The organism is Halomonas gemina (genome assembly GCF_023554995.1).
Classification (GTDB): Bacteria; Pseudomonadota; Gammaproteobacteria; order Pseudomonadales; family Halomonadaceae; genus Halomonas; species Halomonas gemina.
In genome coordinates this window covers 141561-163608 of sequence record NZ_JAMJPK010000001.1, presented here as the reverse complement: position 1 = coordinate 163608, position 22048 = coordinate 141561, and the positions used below count along the sequence as shown (strand labels likewise).

The 22048-nt window shown below is 68.4% G+C and carries 24 protein-coding genes, 1 tRNA gene and 1 riboswitch; of the genes, 16 read left to right on the top strand and 9 right to left on the bottom strand.

Annotation, left to right across the window (positions count from 1 at the left end; all coding sequences use genetic code 11):
• Window positions 1-9 precede the first annotated feature (9 nt).
• Both rsxB and nth read left to right on the top strand, forming a co-directional pair.
• Window positions 10-810, top strand: coding sequence for an electron transport complex subunit RsxB (gene rsxB, locus M8009_RS00935; protein ID WP_250058889.1), 801 nt, complete (start codon window positions 10-12; stop codon window positions 808-810).
• Window positions 811-984: 174 nt separating this feature from the next.
• Window positions 985-1620, top strand: coding sequence for an endonuclease III (gene nth / locus M8009_RS00930; protein ID WP_250058888.1), 636 nt, complete (start codon window positions 985-987; stop codon window positions 1618-1620).
• Between the two features lie 9 nt (window positions 1621-1629).
• Here the strand turns inward: nth and M8009_RS00925 are convergent, their stop codons facing one another.
• Window positions 1630-2685, bottom strand: a complete 1056-nt coding sequence (locus M8009_RS00925; protein ID WP_250058887.1) for a tRNA-queuosine alpha-mannosyltransferase domain-containing protein — start codon at window positions 2683-2685, stop codon at window positions 1630-1632.
• A gap of 162 nt (window positions 2686-2847) precedes the next feature.
• On the opposite strand from M8009_RS00925, the gene M8009_RS00920 reads away from it, so the two are divergent.
• Window positions 2848-3123 carry a hypothetical protein gene (locus tag M8009_RS00920; RefSeq protein WP_250058886.1) on the top strand — a complete coding sequence of 92 codons (276 nt, stop codon included), beginning with the start codon at window positions 2848-2850 and terminating at the stop codon, window positions 3121-3123.
• Window positions 3124-3134: 11 nt separating this feature from the next.
• Here the strand turns inward: M8009_RS00920 and M8009_RS00915 are convergent, their stop codons facing one another.
• The gene (locus M8009_RS00915; protein WP_250058885.1) at window positions 3135-3812 is read right to left on the bottom strand and encodes a glutathione S-transferase family protein; all 678 of its coding nucleotides are present in this window, start codon (window positions 3810-3812) and stop codon (window positions 3135-3137) included.
• A gap of 162 nt (window positions 3813-3974) precedes the next feature.
• On the opposite strand from M8009_RS00915, the gene M8009_RS00910 reads away from it, so the two are divergent.
• From M8009_RS00910 to M8009_RS00895, 4 genes are read left to right on the top strand one after another with little or no spacing between them, the layout of a single operon-like run.
• Window positions 3975-4346, top strand: a complete 372-nt coding sequence (locus tag M8009_RS00910; protein WP_250058884.1) for a response regulator transcription factor — start codon at window positions 3975-3977, stop codon at window positions 4344-4346.
• Entirely contained in the window at window positions 4346-6415 is a 2070-nt protein-coding gene (locus tag M8009_RS00905; RefSeq protein ID WP_250058883.1) for a 3'-5' exonuclease, read from the top strand. The genes M8009_RS00910 and M8009_RS00905 overlap by 1 nt, the downstream gene beginning before the upstream one ends.
• A complete protein-coding gene (locus M8009_RS00900; RefSeq protein ID WP_250058882.1) occupies window positions 6412-6606 on the top strand; it encodes a hypothetical protein in 195 nt (64 codons plus the stop codon). The genes M8009_RS00905 and M8009_RS00900 overlap by 4 nt, the downstream gene beginning before the upstream one ends.
• Window positions 6607-6630: 24 nt before the next feature.
• On the top strand, window positions 6631-9381 hold the full coding sequence (locus M8009_RS00895) for a sensor histidine kinase (RefSeq protein WP_250058881.1): 2751 nt from the start codon (window positions 6631-6633) through the stop codon (window positions 9379-9381).
• Between the two features lie 87 nt (window positions 9382-9468).
• Here M8009_RS00895 and M8009_RS00890 read toward each other — a convergent pair whose 3' ends face one another.
• The 3 genes from M8009_RS00890 to M8009_RS00880 all read right to left on the bottom strand — a co-directional run bounded on the left by M8009_RS00890 (window position 9469) and on the right by M8009_RS00880 (window position 12276).
• Complete coding sequence (locus tag M8009_RS00890) at window positions 9469-10596, bottom strand: DUF294 nucleotidyltransferase-like domain-containing protein (RefSeq protein ID WP_250058880.1); 1128 nt, start codon at window positions 10594-10596, stop codon at window positions 9469-9471.
• 53 nt (window positions 10597-10649) lie between these two features.
• Window positions 10650-10964 (bottom strand): HlyU family transcriptional regulator, encoded by a 315-nt coding sequence (locus M8009_RS00885; RefSeq protein WP_250058879.1) that lies wholly within the window; start codon window positions 10962-10964, stop codon window positions 10650-10652.
• 94 nt (window positions 10965-11058) lie between these two features.
• Window positions 11059-12276, bottom strand: a complete 1218-nt coding sequence (locus tag M8009_RS00880) for an argininosuccinate synthase (RefSeq protein WP_250058878.1) — start codon at window positions 12274-12276, stop codon at window positions 11059-11061.
• Window positions 12277-12420: 144 nt separating this feature from the next.
• Between M8009_RS00880 and rnt the strand changes: the two genes are divergently transcribed.
• The gene (gene rnt / locus M8009_RS00875) at window positions 12421-13083 is read left to right on the top strand and encodes a ribonuclease T (protein WP_250058877.1); all 663 of its coding nucleotides are present in this window, start codon (window positions 12421-12423) and stop codon (window positions 13081-13083) included.
• Window positions 13084-13291: 208 nt separating this feature from the next.
• Here the strand turns inward: rnt and M8009_RS00870 are convergent, their stop codons facing one another.
• A complete protein-coding gene (locus tag M8009_RS00870) occupies window positions 13292-13633 on the bottom strand; it encodes a Grx4 family monothiol glutaredoxin (protein WP_250058876.1) in 342 nt (113 codons plus the stop codon).
• Window positions 13634-13824: 191 nt separating this feature from the next.
• Between M8009_RS00870 and argF the strand changes: the two genes are divergently transcribed.
• From argF to M8009_RS00835, 7 genes are all read left to right on the top strand, one after another.
• Window positions 13825-14745 (top strand): ornithine carbamoyltransferase, encoded by a 921-nt coding sequence (argF, locus tag M8009_RS00865; RefSeq protein WP_250058875.1) that lies wholly within the window; start codon window positions 13825-13827, stop codon window positions 14743-14745.
• A 121-nt stretch (window positions 14746-14866) separates the two neighbouring features.
• Complete coding sequence (locus M8009_RS00860; RefSeq protein ID WP_250058874.1) at window positions 14867-15172, top strand: hypothetical protein; 306 nt, start codon at window positions 14867-14869, stop codon at window positions 15170-15172.
• Window positions 15173-15249: 77 nt separating this feature from the next.
• A riboswitch (TPP riboswitch) is annotated at window positions 15250-15372 on the top strand.
• A 61-nt stretch (window positions 15373-15433) separates the two neighbouring features.
• Complete coding sequence (gene thiO / locus M8009_RS00855) at window positions 15434-16531, top strand: glycine oxidase ThiO (protein ID WP_250058873.1); 1098 nt, start codon at window positions 15434-15436, stop codon at window positions 16529-16531.
• The gene (gene thiS / locus M8009_RS00850) at window positions 16528-16737 is read left to right on the top strand and encodes a sulfur carrier protein ThiS (RefSeq protein ID WP_250058872.1); all 210 of its coding nucleotides are present in this window, start codon (window positions 16528-16530) and stop codon (window positions 16735-16737) included. Before thiO ends, thiS begins: the two co-directional genes overlap by 4 nt.
• Window positions 16737-17540 (top strand): thiazole synthase, encoded by an 804-nt coding sequence (locus M8009_RS00845; RefSeq protein WP_250058871.1) that lies wholly within the window; start codon window positions 16737-16739, stop codon window positions 17538-17540. Before thiS ends, M8009_RS00845 begins: the two co-directional genes overlap by 1 nt.
• 135 nt (window positions 17541-17675) lie before the next feature.
• Window positions 17676-18809: a zinc-binding dehydrogenase gene (locus tag M8009_RS00840; protein WP_250059469.1), complete on the top strand. Its 1134-nt coding sequence runs from the start codon at window positions 17676-17678 to the stop codon at window positions 18807-18809.
• A complete protein-coding gene (locus M8009_RS00835) occupies window positions 18806-19855 on the top strand; it encodes a proline racemase family protein (protein WP_250058870.1) in 1050 nt (349 codons plus the stop codon). The genes M8009_RS00840 and M8009_RS00835 overlap by 4 nt, the downstream gene beginning before the upstream one ends.
• Before the next feature lie 42 nt (window positions 19856-19897).
• Here M8009_RS00835 and M8009_RS00830 read toward each other — a convergent pair whose 3' ends face one another.
• Entirely contained in the window at window positions 19898-21001 is a 1104-nt protein-coding gene (locus tag M8009_RS00830; protein ID WP_250058869.1) for a DUF4236 domain-containing protein, read from the bottom strand.
• Window positions 21002-21182: 181 nt separating this feature from the next.
• Window positions 21183-21252, bottom strand: a tRNA-Ser gene (locus M8009_RS00825).
• Window positions 21253-21511: 259 nt separating this feature from the next.
• On the opposite strand from M8009_RS00825, the gene M8009_RS00820 reads away from it, so the two are divergent.
• Window positions 21512-21814, top strand: a complete 303-nt coding sequence (locus M8009_RS00820) for a helix-turn-helix transcriptional regulator (RefSeq protein ID WP_250058868.1) — start codon at window positions 21512-21514, stop codon at window positions 21812-21814.
• A 25-nt stretch (window positions 21815-21839) separates the two neighbouring features.
• Here M8009_RS00820 and M8009_RS00815 read toward each other — a convergent pair whose 3' ends face one another.
• Window positions 21840-21998: a YqaE/Pmp3 family membrane protein gene (locus M8009_RS00815; protein ID WP_250058867.1), complete on the bottom strand. Its 159-nt coding sequence runs from the start codon at window positions 21996-21998 to the stop codon at window positions 21840-21842.
• Window positions 21999-22048: the final 50 nt, after the last annotated feature.

Genomic DNA, 22048 nt, shown 5'->3' with positions numbered 1-22048 from the left:
GGCGCCGCCGTGACGCAGACCGATGCCCGCTCCCGGGCCGCGCTGATCGAGGCCATCGATGCCGAGCTGCCCCAGACCCAGTGTGGCAAGTGCGGTCAGCCCGGCTGTCGCCCCTATGCCGAGGCCATCGTCGATGGCGAGGCCATCAATCGCTGCCCGCCCGGCGGCGACGCGACCGTGGCCCGGCTGGCGACACTGACCGGCCGTGAGCCGCTGCCGCTGGCCGAGCCCGCCCAGTCTCCGCTGGTGGCCTGGATCCGCGAGGCCGAATGCATTGGCTGCACCAAGTGCATCCAGGCCTGCCCGGTGGACGCCATCCTCGGGGCGGCCAAGCGCATGCACACGGTGATCGTGGATGAATGCACCGGCTGCGAGCTGTGTGTAGCGCCCTGCCCCGTGGACTGCATCGAGCTGCTGCCTCACCCCGCCTGGGAGGCCGCCGACACCGATGATGAGCGCGATGCCTACCTGGCACGCCGCGCCGAGCTGGGTCGACGTCGCCACCGCGCCCGCCAGCAGCGCCTGGCCCGGGAGGCCCGGGAGAGACGCATGGAGCGCCAGAAACGATTGATTCGCCAGCGCCAGCGGTCGGGCTCGGGCAGTGCCGCCGGCCCCAGCTTGGAGCGCCAGCGTCAGATGGCCGTCAAGGCCGCGGAGCAGGCCCTGCGCCGGGCAAGGCAACAGCTGGCGCACGCCGAGCGCCAGGGCGACGCCAGCACAATCGAGGCTGCCCAAGGGCAGGTCGATACGGCCAGCCGGCTCCTCGACGACGCCCGGAAGGCGCTGGAACAGGCAAGCGCGGCCGAGTGATGCACAACAACGATTGCTGATCAACCATTCACGGTACGAGGGGCGCCGGGGACAGGTCGGAGAGTAGGTCCTATGCCAGGGACGGCATCGGTAGCGCCCAGGGAAGGGTTCACAGCGCCTCCTCGTAGACCTGTCGCCGGAAAGCCCCGGGTAATGCCACTGCCACGGAGCGCCATGAACGCCCAGAAACGCTTCGATATCTTCGCGCGGCTACGCGACCACAATCCCGAGCCGACCACCGAGCTGCACTGGACCACCCCCTTCGAGCTGCTCACCGCGGTGCTGCTCTCGGCCCAGGCCACCGACGTGGGAGTGAACAAGGCCACCGCTCGGCTGTTCCCGGTCGCCAACACGCCCCAGGCGATCCTCGAGTTGGGCATCGACGGCCTCAAGGAGCACATCCGCACCATCGGCCTCTACAACACCAAGGCCGAGAACCTGATGAAGACCTGCCGAATCCTGGTCGAGCAGCACGGCGGCGAGGTGCCACACACCCGCAAGGCCCTCGAGGCTCTGCCCGGCGTCGGCCGCAAGACCGCCAATGTCATCCTCAACACCGCCTTCGGCGAGCCCACCATCGCCGTGGATACCCATATCTTCCGGGTGGCCAACCGCACCGGGATCGCCAGGGGCAAGGACGTGGTCGAGGTCGAGAGGAAGCTGCTGCGCCATGTGCCGAAGGAGTTTCGCCAGGATGCCCACCACTGGCTGATCCTCCACGGGCGCTACACCTGCCTGGCGCGCAAGCCCCGCTGCGGCAGCTGCATCATCGAGGACCTCTGCGAATACCCGGAGAAAACCGAGCTGTAGCACCTGGCCCTAGAGACCCAGCATTTCCCGATAGCCCTCCTCCAGGCTCGCCCACTCCCAGGCGCGGGCAGATGGCACTGGCGGCCGGCTCGAGGGGTCGAGCAGCCAGGCTTCCAGGCGCCGCTCGAGGCCCTCTCGGGTGCCGTCGTATCGACACGCCTCGGGATAAAGCTCGGGGAAACAGAGCCGCTCCGGCACCAGTGGCAGCGCCCCACGCTGGGCTGCCTCCATCAGCGCCAGCCCCTGGAACTCATGCCAGGTGGTGGAAACGACTATCGCCGCCCGGTCGAGCAGCGCCAGATACTCGTCACGGGGTTGCGGCCCCCAGGCCACCAATCGGTCGGCAAGGCGCTGTCGAGCCGTATCGAAGATCGCCGGGTAGCGGCGAAAACGCTGCCCCATGACGGCGAGCTCGAACGCCACGCCTCGCTCGGCCAGGGCAATGAGCACCGCGAAGAAGTCGTCCGGGTTCTTGTCATACTCCCAGCGATGGTTCCAGACGATAAGGCGTCCCCGGGATGACGTTCGACCACGCCCCGCCACGGGATCGATCGGCACCGGCAGGACACGAGCGCACTCGCGCAGACGCTCTAGCGGCGCCGCCGCCGGCAGGTTCTCGGGCATGCGCTTGAGGAAGTCGCGCGCCCCATCGATGAAGCTGTCGCGGTTGTAGGCGCTATTGAACACCACGCGATCCGCCGCCAGCGCGCTGTAGAGATTGACCATGCGCGCCTCACCCTGGGGCCGCTGCCCCTCGGACTCCGGGTAGGCAAACTGATTCTCGTGGAAGTAGACGACACGCCGAGCGGCCCCCAGATGGGGATAGAGACCGACCAGTGTCGCCAGATCCACCATCGAGGTGGCAAGCACCACGTCATAGCGGCGCGACAGCGTCTCATGCTCCTTGAGACTCCAGGTCAAGGGGTTGCCACGAATCCGCCAGCGAAAATGACGCGGCGGGAGTTCGAGCAGCGTCCATTCGACATCACGGATCCGCTCTGTCAGGCCATGTGCCCAATGCCGATGGCTAACCGCCGTATAGGCTGACAACAACAATACTCGCATCAGGATTCCTTGAAATGTTATGGCGCTCCCAGGGTATGAACGACGGGCCATCTCCGGGTGGGAGCTCGTGTCCGGCAAGTGCCCCTTCCACAAAAGTGGTAGAGCCATCGCCAACCGACAGGCTCTAGGCTTGCCTTTCACGAGCCAGAGCGAGCCGACACCATGCAAGCGCTACTCCTTCCCCTGGTGATGACCACCGCCTTCGGCGCCCTCATCGGCACGCTCTGCCGGCTGACGCGCTGGCCCGGCCACGACCGCCCCCTGCTCTTCCCCCTGGTGGGCCTCGCCGCCGGCATCACCGCCTTCTTCATCCACCTGGCCCTCAACTGGGTCACCGGCGCGCCGGCCTGGTGGCTGCCGGTACTGGTGGTCCTGCAGGTCTGGCTGTGGCTGGGACCGCTAGGACCGCGGCGCGCGCTCGGCCGGCAGCGCAAGTAGCCAGGGCCGCCTCACGACAGGGAGAACTCGCCGCCGCTCTCCACCGCACGGCGATAGGCCGGACGCTCGCGACAGGCCGCCAGGAAGGCCTGCAGCCTGGGGTAGCCGGACAGGCCGCCCCCGCTTTCCAGGGCGAGGAGCGGAAAGCTCATCTGGATGTCGGCGGCGCTGAATGTCTCACCGGCAAACCAGGCGTCACGCCCGAGCTCGGCTTCCCAGTAGTCGCTCAGCTGGCGGATCTGCGGCCCCAGCAACTGCTGCTCCACCCCGCGGGCGAAGAGCCGACCGAGGGGCCGGGCCAGCGCCGGTACCGGAGGCTTGCCCAGCGCGGTGAACACCAGCCGCATCACCAGCGGCGGCATGGCAGAGCCCTCGGCGTGGTGTAGCCAGAAGCGGTAGCGCTGGTGCGCGTCACTGCCCGCCACCGGCACCAGACGACCCTCTGTATCGAAGCGTTCGACCAGGTACTCGAGGATTGCCCCCGATTCCGCCACCACCCGACCGTCCCGGGCCTCGTCGCTGATCACCGGTGACTTGCCCAGTGGATGGACCTCGCGCAACGACGCGGGCGCCAGCATGGTGCGGGGATCGCGCCGATAGGTGATGACCTCGTAGTCGACCTCGAGCTCCTCCAGCAGCCACAGGACACGCTGGGAGCGGGAGTTCTCCAGGTGATGGACCTTGATCATGCCGTCCTCCTCGTTGGGCCCCCGGGCATCGGGGGCAGATCCCGCACCCTAGCACGCCACCCGCACCGCCTCCTGCCAAGGTCGTCTTTGCCACCGCCCGGCCGGCCACTAGACTGATCAGCAACCATGCATAAAACGACAACACACTCATAGGAGGGCACCATGGCCAAGGTGCTGGTGGTGGACGACGAAGCCAACATCGTCCTGTCCCTGGAATTCCTGATGCAGCAGGCCGGCTTCCAGGTCGACACCGCCGAGGATGGCGAGAGTGCCCTGTCACGCATCGCCGAGTCGCCCCCGGATCTGGTCCTGCTGGACATCAGCCTGCCCGGCATCAGCGGCTTCGATGTCCTCGAGCGCCTGCGCGGCGACCCTGCCCATGCGCGGCTGCCGATCATCATGCTTACGGCCCACGGGCGCGAGGTGGAGCGCGAGAAGGGCCTGGCCCTGGGCGCCGATGACTATATCACCAAGCCCTTCTCGACCCAGGCGCTGGTCGAGAAGGTCAAGACGCTGCTCGCCGAGGTGTCCTGATGACCAAGCGTGGCTCCCGCCTGCCCCGCCGCCAGCGGCTGATCGGCCTGTGGCTGCTGCTCAGCGGCATCAGTATCTTCGGCGGCGCCGTGTTCGCCCTGTGGCTGGACAGCCTCGCCGGCCTCGAGGGCACGGCGCGGCTGTTGCTGTGGCTGGGCTGTTTCTCGGGGGGCGGCACCATCTTCCTGGTCGGCCTGCTGCTCGAACGCCAGCTGTTCACCCCCCTGCGGCACCTGCAGGTACAGCTGGCCCGCCTGGTGGCCAACCCCGATGCCCGCCAGGACTATCCGCCCGAGGGCTGGCTGCGAGGGCTCGGCCCCGACCTCATGCGCGTTCGCGAGGCCTGGCGGGCCGACCGCGAGCGCCTGGCCACCGCCCATGCCGAGGGCGCGCGCAGTGCGGCCCGCATCCGTCAGGAGCTCGAGACCCTGCTTCAGGTGCTCGACACGCCCCTGCTGCTCTGCGACCACCACCGACGGGTGCTGCTCTTCAACCAGGCCGCCGAGACGCTGTTCGAGGGCCATCCCGGCCTGGGGCTCGGCAAGCGTCTCGACGCCCTGCTGCCGATCGCAAGCCTGGAGGATGCGCTGGGCCAGCTGCCCGACGACGGCGCGCCGCGGGAGATCCTGGTGCCCTGCGACGAGCGCTGGCTGCACGTGGTGCTGCGCCGCGTGCCCGACAGCAACCACGAGACCCTGCTGACCCTGACCGACACCACGGCGGCCTGGACCAGCGAGATGGGGGCCCGCGCCGACATCGCCGAGATGCTGCCGGTACTGCGCCGCCACAGCGCCAGCCTGACCAGTGCCGCCGACGCCCTGGTCGGCGTGCGCGACGACGCCACGGCCGGCGAGCTGGGCCAGCGGCTGGAGGCGGTGATCGACGAGGAGAGCCGCGCCCTGGCCGCCCAGCTCGAGCGCATGGGCCGTCTGATGGAGGACATGCATCGCGAGGGCGAGCGCCTGGTTCCGCTGTGGTCCAATGACCTCTGGGCGGCCCTCGAGGAGCGCCAGGAGAGCGCGTCCCTGCGCATCATCCCCATCGGCATGCCCGCCTGGCTGAGGGGCGACGCCCCGGCCCTGCTGGTACTGCTCGACTCGCTGCTCAAACGCCTGGCGGCGCATTCCGGCCAGGCCGAGCTGGAAGGCGAGGTCTGCCTGGGCAACCGGCGGGTCTACCTGGACCTGATCTGGCGCGGGCGCCCGCTGGGCGAGAAAGTGCTGGACGAGTGGCGCGCCGAGCGCCTGGACGCCCTGCCCCTGGCCCCACGGGTCGGGGATGTGCTGCGCCAGCACACCAGCGATGCCTGGAGCATCGCCGACGAGGACGGCGAGCATGCCCGGCTGCGCCTGCCGCTGCCCGCCACCGAACGGGTCGGTGCACCGCGCCCGCGCACTCCGCCGCGCCCGGAATTCCACGACTTCGGCATCGCCGACATGCCCCCGCCGGATAGCGAACTGGCGGCCCGGCCCCTGAGGACTCTGGAGGTCGTGGCCTTCGACACCGAGACCACCGGGCTGGAGCTGCGCCGCGGCGACACCGTGGTCAGCATCGGGGCCTGCCGCATCGTCAATGCGCGACTGCTGGCCAGCGACGTCTTCGACCTGCGGGTCGACCCGGAGCGGCCCATCCCGCCGGCCAGCACCGCCATCCACGGCATCACCGATGACGACGTGGCCGGGGCACCGCCGCTCAACGTGGCCCTGCCGCGCTTTCGCGACTACATCGGCGAGGCGGTGATCCTCGCCCACAATGCCGCCTTCGACCTGCTGGCCATCCAGCCACCCGGCGGCGGCACCGAATTCGACATGCCGGTGCTCGACACCCTGCTGCTCTCCCGGGCACTAGACGACAGCCTCGACGGCCACGACCTGGACAGCCTGGCCGACCGCTATGATCTGAGCTTTCCGCCCGGCACCCGTCACACCGCCCTCGGCGACGCCCGGGTCACCGCCGAGCTGTGGCTCTCGCTGCTGCCCCGGCTGGAGGCGCGGGGCATCGAGACGCTGGAGCAGGCGCTGGCGCTGCAGGCCAGTGCCTTCGACAAGGAGGACGCCTTCGCCTCGTGAGCACGCCTCGCCTGAAGGAGCGCCTGGTCGCGCTGATCGTGCTGGCGGCCCTGCTGTTCTCCCCGCCCCTGCTGCTGATCGCCGACCGCTCCGCGGCGGCCCCGGGCTGGCTGGTGGCCTACCTGTTCCTGGCCTGGGGCACGGTGATCGCGCTGATGGCCTGGCTGATGGAACATCGTCACGAGGAGTGAGACCCGCATGCAGGCCGACACGCCATGAGAAGCAGCGTCGTGGTCCTGACGGTGGCCTTCGGCTACCTGGCGCTGCTCTTCGTCATCGCCGCCTGGGGGGACCGGCGCGCCGAACAGGGTCGCTCGCTGATCGGCTCGCCCACCGTCTATGCGCTCTCCATTGCCGTCTACTGCACCGCCTGGACCTTCTACGGCAGCGTCGGCCGCGCGGCCCAGTATGGCCCCAGCTTCCTGCTGATCTACCTGGGGCCGACCCTGGCGATGCTGATGGCCCCCTTCGTGATCCGCAAGATGGTGCGCATCGCCAGCGCCCAGCGCATCACCTCCATCGCCGACTTCATCAGCGCCCGCTACGGCAAGAGCTCGAGCCTGGGGGCGCTGGTGGCGCTGATCGCGCTGATCGGCATCACCCCCTATATCGCCCTGCAGCTCAAGGCCATCACCGTCAGCCACGCGGTGCTGGTCAACTACCCCCAGGCCGCCGAGCTGCGCCTGGCCGACGAGAGCTTCTGGGCCGACAAGTCCTTCTGGGTCGCCCTGGTACTGGCGGTGTTCATCATCCTCTTCGGCACGCGCCACCTGGATGCCAGCGAGCGCCACGAGGGCATGGTGGCGGCCATCGCCTTCGAGTCGCTGGTCAAGCTGGTGGCCTTCCTCTCGGTCGGAGTCTTCACCGTCTTCGTGCTCTTCAACGGCCCGGCGGAACTCTTCGCTCGGGTCGTCGCCGCGCCCGAGCTGACCCGATTGATGAGCCTGGAGGCGGTGCCCGGTGGCGCCCTGGGCTGGGTGGGGATGCTGGTGCTGGCGTTCCTGGCCTTCCTCACCCTGCCACGCCAGTTCCAGGTGCTGGTGGTCGAGAACGTCGACGAGCGACACCTCAAGCGCGCCAGCTGGCTCTTTCCGCTCTACCTGCTGGTGATCAACCTCTTCGTGATCCCCATCGCCCTGGCCGGGCTACTGCTGGGTGACGTCAGCGGCGACCCGGACAGCTTCGTGCTCACCCTGCCGCTCTCGGCCGGCCTGGAAGGTCTGCCGCTGCTGGTCTTCATCGGCGGCCTCTCGGCCGCCACCGGCATGATGATCGTCGAGACCATCGCCCTGTCGACCATGGTCAGCAACCAGCTGGTGATGCCGCTGCTGCTGCGCTCGCGCCACCTCCACCTGAGCACCCGGGGCGAGCTCGCCGGCTGGCTGCTGCGCATCCGCCGCGTGGCCATCCTGCTGATCCTGCTGCTCGGCTACCTCTACCATGCGCTGATCGGCGACGCCTACAGCCTGGTGACCATCGGCCTGGTCTCCTTCGCCGCCGCCTGCCAGTTCGCCCCGGCGCTGCTGGTCGGCATGTACTGGCGGGGCGCCAACCGCCTGGGGGCCGGAGTGGGCATGAGCGCGGGCTTCCTGATCTGGGCCTGGACCCTGCTGATCCCGGGCTTTGCCCAGTCGGGCTGGCTGGAGGCCGGCTTCCTCGACCAGGGCCCCTGGGGGCTCGCCTGGCTGAGGCCCTATGCGCTCTTCGGCCTGGAGGGCTGGGACATCTATACCCACTCGCTGCTGTGGAGCCTGACCGCCAATCTCGGCCTGCTGGTGGGCATCTCGCTGTTCACCCGCCAGTCACCGCTGGAACAAACCCAGGCGGCACTGTTCACCGAGGCCATGCACCCCGGCCTGGTGCAGACCACGCTGTGGCAGGGCCAGACCACGCGTGGCGAACTACGCGCCCTGCTCGACCGCTACTTGGGGGGCGCCGCCACCGCCCGCGTCTTCGCCACCCATCCCGACGAGGCCGCCGACGACAGCCAGCCCGCGCCGCCGGGGCTGACCGCCCGCGCCGAACAGGCCCTGGCCGGGTCGCTGGGCAGCGCCTCGGCGCGAGTACTGATCGACTCGGTGGTGCGCGGCGAGGCCCTGAACCTCGAATCGATCCTCAGCATCCTCGACACCACCTCCGAGACCCTGGAGGTCAACCGTCGCCTGGAGCAGAAGTCCAGTGAACTGGCACACGCCAGCGAGGAGCTGCGCGCGGCCAACGAACGCCTGCGCGAGCTCGACCGCCTCAAGGACGAGTTCGTGGCCATGGTCAGCCACGAGCTGCGCACGCCCCTCACCTCGATCCGCGCCTTCGCCGAGATCCTGCGCGACAGCGACGACCTCCCCGACGAGAAGCGCCGCCACTTCCTCGACGTGGTGGTGCGCGAGAGCCAGCGGCTCTCCAGGCTGATCGAGGAGATCCTCGACCTGGCGAGGCTCGAGAGCGGCCGCCTGACCCTGGAGCCACAGCGCCTGGACCTGGTGGCCCTGGCCCGCCACAGCGTGGATGCGGTGCACCGGCCGCAGGAGAACCGCGGGGTGACCCTGGAGGTCGAGATCACGCCGGAGACCGCGATGGTCATCGGCGACCCGGACCGTCTGGAACAGGTGATCATCAACCTGCTCGACAACGCCGGCAAGTTCGCCGCCGACGACGACCCGAGGGTGCTGCTACGCCTCGAGCGCTACAAGGACCACTACCGCCTCGCCGTGGAGGACAACGGCCCCGGCATCGCCGAGGACGAGCGCGAACGGGTCTTCGAGAAGTTCCACCAGATCCAGCGCCAGGAGGGGGGCGAGGCGCGCGGCCGTCCCCGCGGCAGCGGCCTGGGGTTACCCATCAGCCGTGGCATCGTCGCCCACCTGGGCGGGCGGCTGTGGGTCGAACAGGCGCCGCGACTGGGCGGTGCCTGCCTGGTGATGGAACTGCCCGAGGCGCCGGCCGAAAAGCTGAAAGCTGAAAGCTGAAAGCTGAAAACCAGCATGGCCGGGCAAAGCGCGGAATCAAGGGGAGCTCCCTTCAAGCTTCAAGGCGCGAAGCGCCGTTCTTCCAGCTTATGGCTTCCGCGCTTTTCTCTGAAGTGCACGGATCTGCAGCAGGTCGTGGCGCAGCAGCAGTCGTTGGTCCTCGCCCAGCCGGGCGATGTCCACCCAGCCATCCGGGACGCGCCCCTCGGCCAGGGCCCGGCGCTGCTCGCCGAGCATCAGCGCCTGCAAGCGCTCGTGTGCCGCGGTCAGGGCCCGGGCATGCTCGGCGTCGAGCGCCTCCTGCATCACCAGCGCCACCAGCCGCGAGCGGGTATCCGGCGGGCGCACCCCGTGGCGCACGGCCAGCAGGCGCACGGCACTCACCAGCGGCAGCATTCCCTGGCGCTTGAGGTTGATGGCCCGTTCATGGGGGGCACCCTCGCCGTCGCCGCCAAGCCTGCCGAACCGGTCCAGGGCCAGCGGCAGCTCATCGAGCAGGCTCGCCATCTCGTCGAGGAAGAGGTGGGCTCCCGGCAGCAGCCAGGCGACGCGCTCGGCCAGGGCTTCGGCGAGTGCGACCTCGCCATGGACCGGGTGGAAGTCGAGCAGGATGTTAGCCTGCTGGACACGCTTGACGCGGCGCTCCGCGGTCCAGATATCGAGCTGTGCGCGCCACTCCGAGAGCCGCTTGCGCCACATCGGCCAGCGGGCCATGACATGGCCCTGGCAGAGCGGGATCCCGGCCGCGTCGAGGCGCGCGGTGAAGCGCTCACCCAGCGACTGGAAGTAGCCATCGATCTCGGTATGCCGATCGTCGGGGTAGTCGGCGATGATCATGGCGTTGTCCTGGTCCGGCGCCAGCAGGCTCTCGTGGCGCGCTCCCGACCCGAGGGTCAGCACGCAGAAGGCCGCCGGTGGAGTCCCCCAGCCCAGGCCGCGCATCTCCTCCAGGGAGAGGGTGATGGCCCGCCGATAGAGCCAGTCGTTGTGGTCGCTGATCAGCTGGCTGATTCGCCAGGCGGGCAGGTCGAGCCGGTCAAGGGCCTCCACCAGCTGACCCTGCCAGGCGTGGGCCTCGGCCAGGTCGGGGGCAGGCCCCAGGCGCGCCAGGGACTGGCCCAGCGGGGCCAGCAGCGCCGGCCACTCGCCGGGGTCGGGCAACGCATCGGTGGCGAAGAGCGCTCGCCAGGGCGAGGGTCGGTGCAGCAGGCGCATGGTGGCTCCGGATCACGCCATGAATCGTCATGTCCTGAAGTATAAGGCGAGTCTCAGCGCGGCGAGAACATCTCGTCGCCGACCTCGTCGATGAAGCGCTGCGCCTTGCTGACCATGAGGGCATCACAGGCCTCGCGGCCGGGCAGCATGTCGGAGCGCTCGAACCGGTGCTCGAGCATCTCGCCGTCCTCCCCGTCGGCGGCGGGCAGCGGCTTGCGGATCCAGCCGCTGACGCGGTACTGGCCGCCCTGGTCGGCGGGTTCGGAGATGATCAGGTAGCCCTTGTACTCCACCGGCTCGGCGGCCGCAGCGTTGCCGGACGAACTATCGCCACCGCCGAACAGCCCGGATAACAGTTTCTTGAACATGGTGCACTCCTCACAGGGGATAGGCCTCGACACGACGACGCCGGCGGCGAGCCGGCGTCGAGGAAGACATGAATGTCAGGCATGAGCGTCAGGCTCAGTCCTGCCGGCGGCCCTTGCCGGCGGCGATGCGCAGGCGCAGGGCGTTGAGCTTGATGAAGCCCTCGGCATCCTTCTGGTCGTAGGCGCCGGCATCGTCCTCGAAAGTGGCGATGGACTCGTCGAACAGCGACTGGTCGGAACGGCGGCCCGCCACGGTGGCGCTGCCCTTGTAGAGCTTCATGCGCACCACGCCGGAGACATTCTTCTGGGTCTCGTCGATGGCGGCCTGCAGCATGCGACGCTCCGGGCTCCACCAGTAGCCGTTGTAGATCACCTCGGCATACTTGGGCATCAGCTCGTCCTTGAGGTGCGCCTCCTCGCGGTCGAGGGTCAGCGACTCGATGGCGCGATGGGCACGCAGCATGATGGTGCCCCCCGGCGTCTCATAGCAGCCGCGAGACTTCATGCCCACATAGCGGTTCTCGACGATGTCGAGGCGACCGATGCCGTTGTCGCCACCCAGCGTATTGAGCTTCTCGAGCACCTCGTGGGGCTTCATCGGCACGCCGTCGATGGCCACGATATCGCCACGCTCATAGGTCAGCTCGATATAGGTAGGCGTATCCGGCGCGGCCTCGGGCGACACGCTCCAGCGCCACATGTCCTCCTCGGCCTCGGCCCAGGGATCCTCGAGGATGCCGCCCTCGTAGGAGATGTGCAGCAGGTTGGCATCCATCGAGTAGGGCGACTTCTTCTTGGAGGAGAAGTCCACCGGGATGTCGTGCTGATGGCAGTAGGCCATCAGCTTCTCGCGGGAGTTGAGGTCCCACTCGCGCCAGGGCGCGATCACCTTGACGCCCGGCTTCAGGGCATAGGCGCCCAGTTCGAAGCGCACCTGGTCGTTGCCCTTGCCGGTGGCGCCATGGGAGATGGCGTCGGCGCCGGTCTGGTCGGCGATCTCGATCAGGCGGCGGGCAATCAGCGGGCGGGCGATGGAGGTGCCGAGCAGGTACTCGCCTTCGTAGAGGGTATTGGCGCGGAACATCGGGTAGACGTAGTCGCGCACGAACTCCTCGCGAAGATCCTCGATATGGATCTCCTTGACCCCCAGCGCCTGGGCCTTGGCTCGGGCCGGCTCGACCTCCTCGCCCTGGCCGATGTCCGCGGTGAAGGTCACGACCTCGCAGTCATAGGTTTCCTGCAACCACTTGACGATGACGGACGTGTCCAGGCCGCCGGAATAGGCGAGCACGACCTTCTTGACATCGGACATGCTGAGGCTCCTCTAGTAACGTTCTCGAAAGGGGCGATTATAGCGCGCCGAGCCTGCAGCGAATACCGGCGACGCGACTCACCGAGGGCAAGCTGCTAGACTTTCGCGGTTTCGAGACACGATGGCCCAGACAAGGAGAGGTGCATGAGCGAGGCGATCGTCCGCGAACTCATGGCGCAGCGATTCCGCAGCTTCCTGCCCGTGGTGGTGGACCTGGAGACCGGCGGATTCAATCCCGAGGGCGATGCGATCCTCGAGATCGCCGCCGTCACCCTGACCATGGACCCGGAGGGCAACCTGATCCCCGACGCCACCTACGCCTACCATGTTACCCCCTTCGAGGGGGCCAACGTGGAGCAGTCGGCGCTGGACTTCACCGGCATTCGCCTCGATGACCCGCTGCGCCGACAGGTCGCCGTCAGCGAGGCCGAGGCGCTCGGCGAGATCTTCCGCCCGGTGCGCAAGTCCATCAAGGCCCATGGCTGCACCCGGGCCGTGCTGGTCGGCCACAATGCCGCCTTCGACCACGGCTTCCTCAACGCCGCAGTCAACCGCTGCGGCATCAAGCGCAATCCCTTCCACCCCTTCTCGAGCTTCGACACGGCCTCGCTCGGTGGCCTCGTCTATGGCCAGACCGTGCTGGCCCGGGCCTGCCGCGCTGCGGGCATCGAGTTCGACAACAGCGCCGCCCACTCGGCACGCTACGACACCGAGCGCACCGCCGAGCTGTTCTGTGCCATGGTCAACCGCTACAAGGACCTGGGCGGCTGGGCCCTGGCCCAGAAGGAGCAGGGGCTGGAGGACTAGCGCCAAGAGGCCAAGCGGCCAAGCGGCCAAGCGGCCAAGCGGCCAAGCGGCCACCAAGCGGAGGCTAGGTTCAATCAGCAACAAATAGCAAGAAACCCCGCCAGACGTTAATCCGGTGGGGTTTCGCGTTCTCGCCTCGCTACCTGCCGCCCGTCACCGAACAGCTTGGCGGCTCGGCGCTTGTAGCTCGGCACTTTTAGCTCGGCGCTTACTGCTCGGCGTCGTCCTTGTGCTTGGCGGCGGTCTCCTTGACCAGCTTCTCCAACTCGCCGCTCTGGTGCATCTCGACCACGATGTCACAGCCGCCGACCAGCTCGCCATCGACCCAGAGCTGCGGGAAGGTCGGCCAGTTGGCCACCTTGGGAAGCTCGGCGCGGATGTCCGGGTTGTCCAGGACGTTGACGAAGGCGAAGCGCTCGCCGCAGGCCATCAGCGCCTGGACGGTCTGGGCGGAGAAGCCGCACTGCGGCAGCTGGGGGGTGCCCTTCATGTAGATCAGGATGGGGTTCTCGCCGATCTGGCGCTGTATGTTCTCGACGGTGGTGCTCATGACATCTCCCTTTCTCGTGTGGCCGGGCCTCGGCGGACCGGGCCTCGATAGACGGTGGCCGGCAGCCGCCCGGACAATACCCGAGCATGCTGGTCGGCCTTGTGGATGAGGGCCATTCTACTGATGACGGGCGCGTTGCGCATCCCCCGCGGGCTGGCTAGGATGGTCGTTTTTTCCCGTGGAGCGACACCATGGCCACCCGCCATTTCCTCACCCTGCTTGACCTCAGTCCGGACGAGCTGCGCTACCTGATCCAGCGCGCCATCTCGATCAAGAACGGCCTGAAGACCCACGGGCCGACCTACACGCCCTTCGCCAACCGCACCCTGGCGATGATCTTCGAGAAGTCCTCGACCCGCACCCGGGTCTCCTTCGAGACCGCCATGGCGCAGTTCGGCGGCCATGCGCTGTTTCTCTCGCCCCGTGACACCCAGCTCGGCCGCGGCGAACCCATCGGCGATACCGCGCGGGTGCTCGCGGAGATGGTCGATGCGGTGATGATCCGCACCTTTTCCCACCAGGGCCTGGAGGCGTATGCCGCCGCCAGTACGGTGCCGGTGATCAACGCCCTCACCGACGACTACCACCCCTGCCAGCTGCTCGCCGACGTGATGACCTGGACCGAGCTGCGCGGCAGCGTCAAGGGGCGCACCGCGGTGTGGATCGGCGACGGCAACAACATGTGCCACTCCTGGATCAACGCCGCCCGCCAGTTCGACTTCCAGCTGCGCATCTGCTGTCCGGAAGGCTACGAGCCGCGCCAGGACATCCTGGCGGCCGCCGGCGACCGGGTGAGCATTCACCGCGATCCCCTGCAGGCCGTGGCAAACGCCGATCTGGTGACCACCGACGTCTGGGCCTCCATGGGCCAGGAGGAGGAGCAGGCCAGGCGCGAGGCGGATTTCGCCGGCCTCCAGGTGAGCGAGGCGATGCTCGACCAGGCGAAGGATGACGTGCTCTTCCTGCACTGCCTGCCCGCCCACCGCGGCGAGGAGATCAGCACGACCCTACTCGATGATCCGCGTGCGGTGGTCTGGCAGGAGGCCGGCAACCGCCTGCATGCCCAGAAGGCGCTGATCGAGTTCCTGCTACTGGGACGTGTGGAGGGCTGAGGGAGACGCCCCATCCCGCGCGCAGGATCTCCGGGCGGGGCATCTTAGACCTTGGTATGACATCGACCTTCGTCGCATGTATAATGCGCTGCAGCAGAATCCCTACAGGAGATGCGGCAGCATGAGACATGACACCCCAAGCACCACCGGCATGCAGCGCAGCCTGCGCCAGTGCCTCTCCAACATGGCCGCCCTGCTCTATCGCCAGGGGCACGTCCTCGAGACGGTCACCGTTGCCCACCGCGGCCTCGACCGCAACGCCCTCAAGGCGCTGGGCGATGCGGACCGTGACTGGGCACCCTGCCAGCACATCCTCGAGACCAGCCGAGCGGCCACCTGGAACGACCAGCAGCGCTTCGTGCTGACCGGCCTCGGCCGCGAGCTGCTGTTCGACATGTTCGGCGAAGGGGCCGCCGACTGCGCCTGAGCCGGACAGGACGCCATCGCCCCTGATGCCCGGGCACGCAACGCGATTGCGTGCCCGGGCATCTTTGGTTAAGTTGACAGGACTTGTCGGGGAGCCCCGGTACGCGCATGGCGCCGTGCACGGGGGCTGAGATCGGTACGGCCGAACCCGTTGAACCTGATCAGGTTGATGCCTGCGGAGGGAACAAGCGCATGTCACGCCTGCCTGCCCCTGCCGCCATCACGCCTGGTCAGCCACATCTCCTGCTGGATGGCCGCCATCGTGACACCCACCACCGAACACATCGCCGTCGCCGGCGCCGGCCTGCTGGGGCGCCTGGTCGCCTGGCAGCTGCTCGACGACGGCCACGCCGTCACCCTCTATGACGCCGGGGACCTGGACGCCCCGCCCGCTGCCGCCTGGACCGCCGCCGGCATGGTCGCCCCGCTCTGCGAGACGGCCATCTCCGAGCGCTGCGTATACGACATGGGCCGCTTCGCCCTGAGCCAGTGGCCGCGGTGGCTCGAGGCCCTCGACGCCCGATCGCTATGGCAGCAGCACGGCAGCCTGATGGTGGCGCACCCCCAGGACCTGGGCGAGCTCACCCAGTTCCGTCGCGACCTCGACCATGCGCTGGGCGGCGGCTCGCCCTGCCAACCCCTAGACGCCCGGGAGGTCCACCGGCTGGAGCCCGATTTGGCACCCGGCTTCCAGCAGGGCCTGTACTTGCCGGACGAGGCCCACCTGGACAATCGCGCCCTGCTCACCCGCCTGCTCGACGAGATTCGCACCCTGGGCGGGGAGTGCCATGCCCACTGCCCGGTGGAGACCTTCCCCGGCGAGATCGTCAGCGCCGACGGCCGTCGAGGCTTCGACCTGGTCATCGACTGTCGCGGCACCGGTGCCCGGCAGCGCCACCCGAGCCTGCGCGGCGTGCGCGGCGAGACCCTGCACGTGCAGACCGCCGAGATCCGGCTCTCGCGTCCGGTGCGGCTGATGCACCCCCGCTACCAGCTCTATGTGGTCCCCAAGCCGGGCCATCGCTTCGTCATCGGCGCCACCCAGATCGAGAGCGAGGACCGTTCGCCGGTGTCGCTGCAGTCTTCGCTGGAGCTGGGCAGTGCCCTCTACACCCTGTCGCCGGCCTTTGCCGAGGCGCGCATCCTGGAGCAGGGCGTCAACCTGCGCCCCGCCTTTCTCGACAACCTGCCCCATGTCACCCACCAGGAGGGGCTGGTCACCGCCAACGGCCTGTTCCGGCACGGCTACCTGCTTGCACCGGCCGTGGTCTGCCACCTGCTGGCCAGGATCCGCGGCCATGGCGAGCGGCCCTTCGCCGACACCCTGGCGGCATGCCCGCCACAGGAGACCGCTGCATGAACGAGATCACCCTGCGCCTCAACGACGAGCCCGCCCGCCTTCCCGCCGGCACACCGCTTGCGGACGCCCTGCAGGCGTGGCATTACACCGACCGCCGAGTCGCCGTGGCGGTCAACGGCGAGTTCGTGCCGCGCTCCGCCTACGCCGACCGGGTCCTGCAGGACGACGACCGCATCGACATCGTGGCCGCGGTGGGAGGTGGCTGATGGACGCGCTGCGCGACGACACCCTGACGCTCTACGACGAGGCCTTTGCCAGCCGCTTCCTGCTCGGTACCGCCCTCTATCCCTCACCCACGGTAATGCAGGAGGCCATCCGGGCCGCCGGCTGCGAGATGGTTACCCTGGGCCTGCGCCGGCAGAACCCCGCGGCGGGCGACGGCGACGCCTTCTGGCAGATCCTGCGCGACAGCGGCTGCCGGCTGCTGCCCAACACCGCCGGCTGCCGCTCGGCCCGGGAGGCGATCACCCTGGCCCAGATGTCCCGCGAGCTCTTCGACACGCCCTGGATCAAGCTCGAGGTGATCGGCGACGACTACAACCTGCAGCCGGACCCCTTCGGCCTGCTGGAGGCGGCCCGGGAGCTGGTCGACCAGGGCTTCAAGGTGCTGCCCTACTGCACCGACGACCTGGTGCTCTGCCAACGGCTGCGCGACGCCGGCTGCCAGGCGCTGATGCCCTGGGGCTCGCCCATCGGCACCGGCCGCGGCCTGATGAACCGCTACGCCCTCCAGACCCTGCGCCAGCGACTCGACGTGCCGCTGATCATCGATGCCGGCCTGGGCGCCCCGTCCCAGGCCGCCGAGGCCATGGAGATGGGCTTCGACGGCGTGCTGCTCAACACCGCCGTGGCCCGCGCCCATCGCCCGCCGCTGATGGCCGAGGCCTTTGCCGAGGCCATCCGCGCAGGGCGCAAGGCCTACCTGGCCGGGCTGATGCAGCAGCGCCAGACCGCCAGTCCCAGCACGCCGACGGTCGGTCAGCCCTTCTGGCACCGCGAGGGTGGGTAGCCTCGGCGCCGCCTCGCGACACAGCGGGCCGCCAGGGGGATGACGTCGGGACGGGGAAGTCTGCTATCGTCTGCTCGAGTCGACCCCGCAGACGAAAGGAGGCACCCAGTGAGCAGCGAGACCCTTCCCGCTACCATGGCCGCCATGCTGCTGACCGGGCATGGTGACGTCGACAAGCTGGTCTATCACGACGACGTGCCGATCCCGCAGCCGGGACCCGGCGAGGTGCTGGTCAAGGTCACGGCTACCGCCAAGAACAACACCGACCGCAAGGCCCGCGAAGGGCTCTATCCGGTCAAGAAGGGCGAGGTGACCTCGTTTGCCATGGGCGGCGAGCCGACCCTGACCTTCCCGCGCATCCAGGGCGCCGACATCGCCGGGCGCGTGGTGGCGGTGGGCAAGGGAGTCGATGAGTCGCGGATCGATGAGCGCGGCCTGCTCGACTTCAACCTCTATCCGGACGCCCGGCGCGACATCAACCTGACCCCGGACTACTACGGCCACGGCGCCGACGGCGGCTTCGCCGAGTATGTCGCCGTGCCCTCGGACCAGTTCCACCACGTGCCCAACCCGGAACTGCGCGACGCCGAGCTCGCCGCCCTGGGCATGTGCTCCTACCAGACCGCCTACCATATGATGACGTCGGCCCGGGTAAGTGCGGGGGAACGGATTCTTGTCAGCGGCGCCAGCGGCGGCGTGGGGACGGCGCTGATCCAGCTGTGCCGTATCGTCGGCGCCGTGCCCTATGCGGTGAGCCAGCAGGAGAAGGCCCCGGCGCTGAAGGCGCTGGGCGCCGAGGCGGTGATCGACCGTGGCGACCTGGCGGGCTTCGCCGAGCGGATGCTCGAGGCGACAGGCGGCGCGCCCATCGATGCGGTGATGGACCTGGTCGGCGGCGAGATGACCGACTGCTTCATCGACACCATGATCCAGGACATGAAGGCACGCAGCACCTACCCGCGGCTCTCCATCGCCGGGGCCAGCGGCGGCAACATCTCGGAGATCCTGTGGACGCGCATCTACCTCTACCAGGTGCAGATCTTCGGCGTCTCCCACGGCACCCGCGAGGAGGCCGAACAGCTGATCGACTGGATCCGTTGCGGCCGGCTCAAGCCGGTGCTGCACGCCGCCTTCAAGCTCTCCGACCTGCACGAGGCCGAGCGCTACTTCGTCAGCCGCGGCAGCAACTTCCTGGGCAAGATCGTGATCGTCCCCGACAGCCAGTGGGACGAGCATGGCGCGCCCTTCGCCCTCGAGGGACACTCATGAGCCAGGAACTGACCCTGCAACTGATCGACACCCATGCCGGCGGGGATGTCAGCCGCATCGTGGTCGGCGGCATCGAGCCCCTGCCCGGCGCCACGGTGCGTGACCAGATGCACTACCTGCGCGACGATGCCGATGGCCTGCGTAGGCTGCTGCTGGAGGAGCCCTACGGCATTCCTGAGATGTCGGTGGACCTGCTCGTGCCCGCCACCGACCCGGCCGCCGAGGTGGGCTACATCATCATGGAAGTGATGGGCTATCCCATCTACTCCGGCTCCAACACCATCTGCACCGCCACGGCGGTGCTGGAGAGCGGCCTGGTGCCCAAGCAGGAGGGGCGCCAGCGCTTCAAGCTGGAGTCGCCGGCGGGGCTGGTGCAGATCGAGGCGCTTATCGAGAACGGCGTCGTGGAGGCGATCACCTGCGGGGGCCTGCCCAGCTACATCGATACCTACCGTGCCTCGATCCATGTGCCCGGCCTTGGCGACGTGACCTACTCGGTGGCCTACAGCGGCGGCTTCTACGCCCTGGTGGACGCCAGCGAGTTGGGCTTCCACCTCAACCGCGACGAGGAGCGGGAACTCGCCGACTGCGCCCATCGCATCGTCGAGGCGATCCAGGCCGAGCGCGGCTTCTCCCACTACACCCTGGGCGACGTGGGTCCGCTGCCCTTCCTGCACTTCATGGGCCCCGTCGAGCAGGTGGCCGACGACTTCTACCGCTCGCGCTCGGCCACCTACGTGCATCCGGGCGTGATCTGTCGCAGCACCACCGGCACCGGCACCTCGGCCCGGCTGGCGCTGATGCGCCACGAGGGCACCATCCAGCCGGGCGACAAACTGGAGACCGTGTCGCTACGCGAGACTGGCTTCATTGGCGAGTTCACCGGCACGCGACAGGAAGGGAGCCACACGGTCGTGGAGAACACCATCACCGGCAAGAGCTACGTGCTGGCCCGCTCCGACATCGTGGTCAACTGCGACGACCCCCTGGTGGCGTGCGCCGGCCTGCACCATATCCTCAGTGCCGGCCAGGCCGCCGCCGACTGAACGCTGCCCGGCGGGCGACGGGCTCGCCGGGCCACCCGCGCGTCAGCGGCGACGCCAGTCCAGTTCGAAGGGCGTGATGTCGTGGAAGGTGTCGGCCCGGGCCATCTCGCGCCGCAGGGGGAAGGCCGCCAGGGCCTCGACCGGGTCGAGGTCCGCCAGGCTGCCGAAGTCGACGCCTTCCCACGCTTCGCGGGTGACCTTGACGCTGAAGAGATACCGGGCCTGGCGTTCGCCGCTGGCCGCGGCCTTGACGCGGCAATGGCCGGAGACCAGCACGCGCTCGATGCCCGGCAGCCGGGCGAAGACCGTGCCCAGCACGCGGAAGGCCACGCCATGCACGTGGCGCCGATAGAGCTCGCGCTGTCGCGTGGCGCCGAGCTTGCGCGGCGAGAGCTTGAGGCGCTTGGCGGGCATCGCCCAGTAGCGGTCGGGCATCTCCTCCTCGCCCGGCAGGTCGATGTCCAGGGCGATGGTGCGACAGTCATCACTCAGCTCGAAGTCGACCAGCGTCTCGCGCGGCCAGCCGAGCTCATCCAATCGCTCGGCCAGCGTCTGCTGTATGGCCTCGGGGTCGTTCCAGGCCGCCACCTCCTCGCGCTGCTGACGCTCGAACTCGCGGGCATCGAACGCGGCCTTCTCCCACTCCCAGGCACGATAGGCCTCGGCGTGCGACGCCTCGCGGCGCGCATTCTCCCGCTCGAGCCCTGCCCGGGCCGCCGGCCAGAGGGCATGCCGCCAGTCGGGCTGTTGCAGGGTCACCGGCGAGGGAGGAGGCACCGGGTAGCTGCGTGGCTGATAGCCGGTGGCCCCCGGGGGCGGCATCTGCTCGTGCAGGCGCTCGAGCCGGTCGAGGTCGGCATTGAGCTGCTCGCAGTGGGACTCGAGCGCCGCGCGTATCGCCGCCTCGCCATGGCGGCGCAGCGCCCGGGCCTCGGCATCGGGAAGGCGGTGCCCGTCGGGATGCCGATAGCGGATCTCCCCGCTGGCGGCGATATCGAGGTACACCGGCAGGCCCTCGCCTCCCTCACCGGCTGCCAGTTGCATCTGGATGCCGGGCGGCCCGACCGAGAGCCCGGGACGCAGCCTGCAGGTAACGAGTCGCGCACCGGGTGCGAGATGAATGCGACGCTGGAAGCGAAACCCCACGATGGCCTCTCCCTGATGACCGGTCCCGGTACAGGGTACTGCACTGTTGGTCGTTCGTAACGAAGGATGTGGGCAGCGTTGGCTCCATTACACCGGCCGGCCCCGTCAGGCACGTTCACGGGCACATCAACGAAAACGCCGCCTGAAGCAGGGCTTCAGGCGGCGTTTTCATGAAGGCTGTTGGTGGAGCCTAGCGGGATCGAACCGCTGACCTCAACACTGCCAGTGTTACCTCTGCCCTCCCCTAACCCCATGCCATCGTTGAAGATTCGCTTCATTTGGGTGTCGATATATACAGCACATGAAGCAACGGTGTGGCGGGGCGCGCCGAGGAGGTTTTACCAGCACTCTCCTGCCGCTGCTTGCCTGACCGGTATTGGCCCGGCATCGTCGCCCTATGGACGAGGCCACCCGCTAACGCCTCAGCACCTGGTGCAAGCGCCCTACCCTGACTCTCCAAAGCAAGTATCATCAATGAGCTCGAATGCAACTTCAGAATCAGAGGATGGCATGGGACACGAAGCATCGCGGGACTCGTTGGCAACTCGCATCCTCCAGCTACGGGAAGCGGCTGGCCTTACCAAGGCTGATCTTGCACGCTGCATCGGCGTCAGCGATGTCACCATCGGCTACTGGGAGACCGGCAACATCAAGCAGATCGGGCATGAACGCCTACTGACCCTGGCGTCTGCGTTTGGGATTAGCGTCTCCGAATTGCTGGACGACCCAATGCTCGTCAAGCGCGATGCGCGGATCCGTGTCGGAAACTGCCCGAGATGCGGCATCCAAGAGAGCCCCGTCGAGCAGGCGTGAAGTCAGGTGCCGCCCTGGCGCCTTGTCACCTACGCGCGATGATCCACACCGCATGCACGATGCCGGGAATGTACCCCATTAGGGTCAGCAGGATGTTGACCCAGAAATGCAGGCCGAGGCCGACCTGGAGGAAGACGCCCACCGGGGGCAGCAGAATGGCGAGGATGATGCGGATCACGTCCATGAGATAGCTCCATGATAGAGAGGAAATGCGCCTACATGGACTCTATCCAC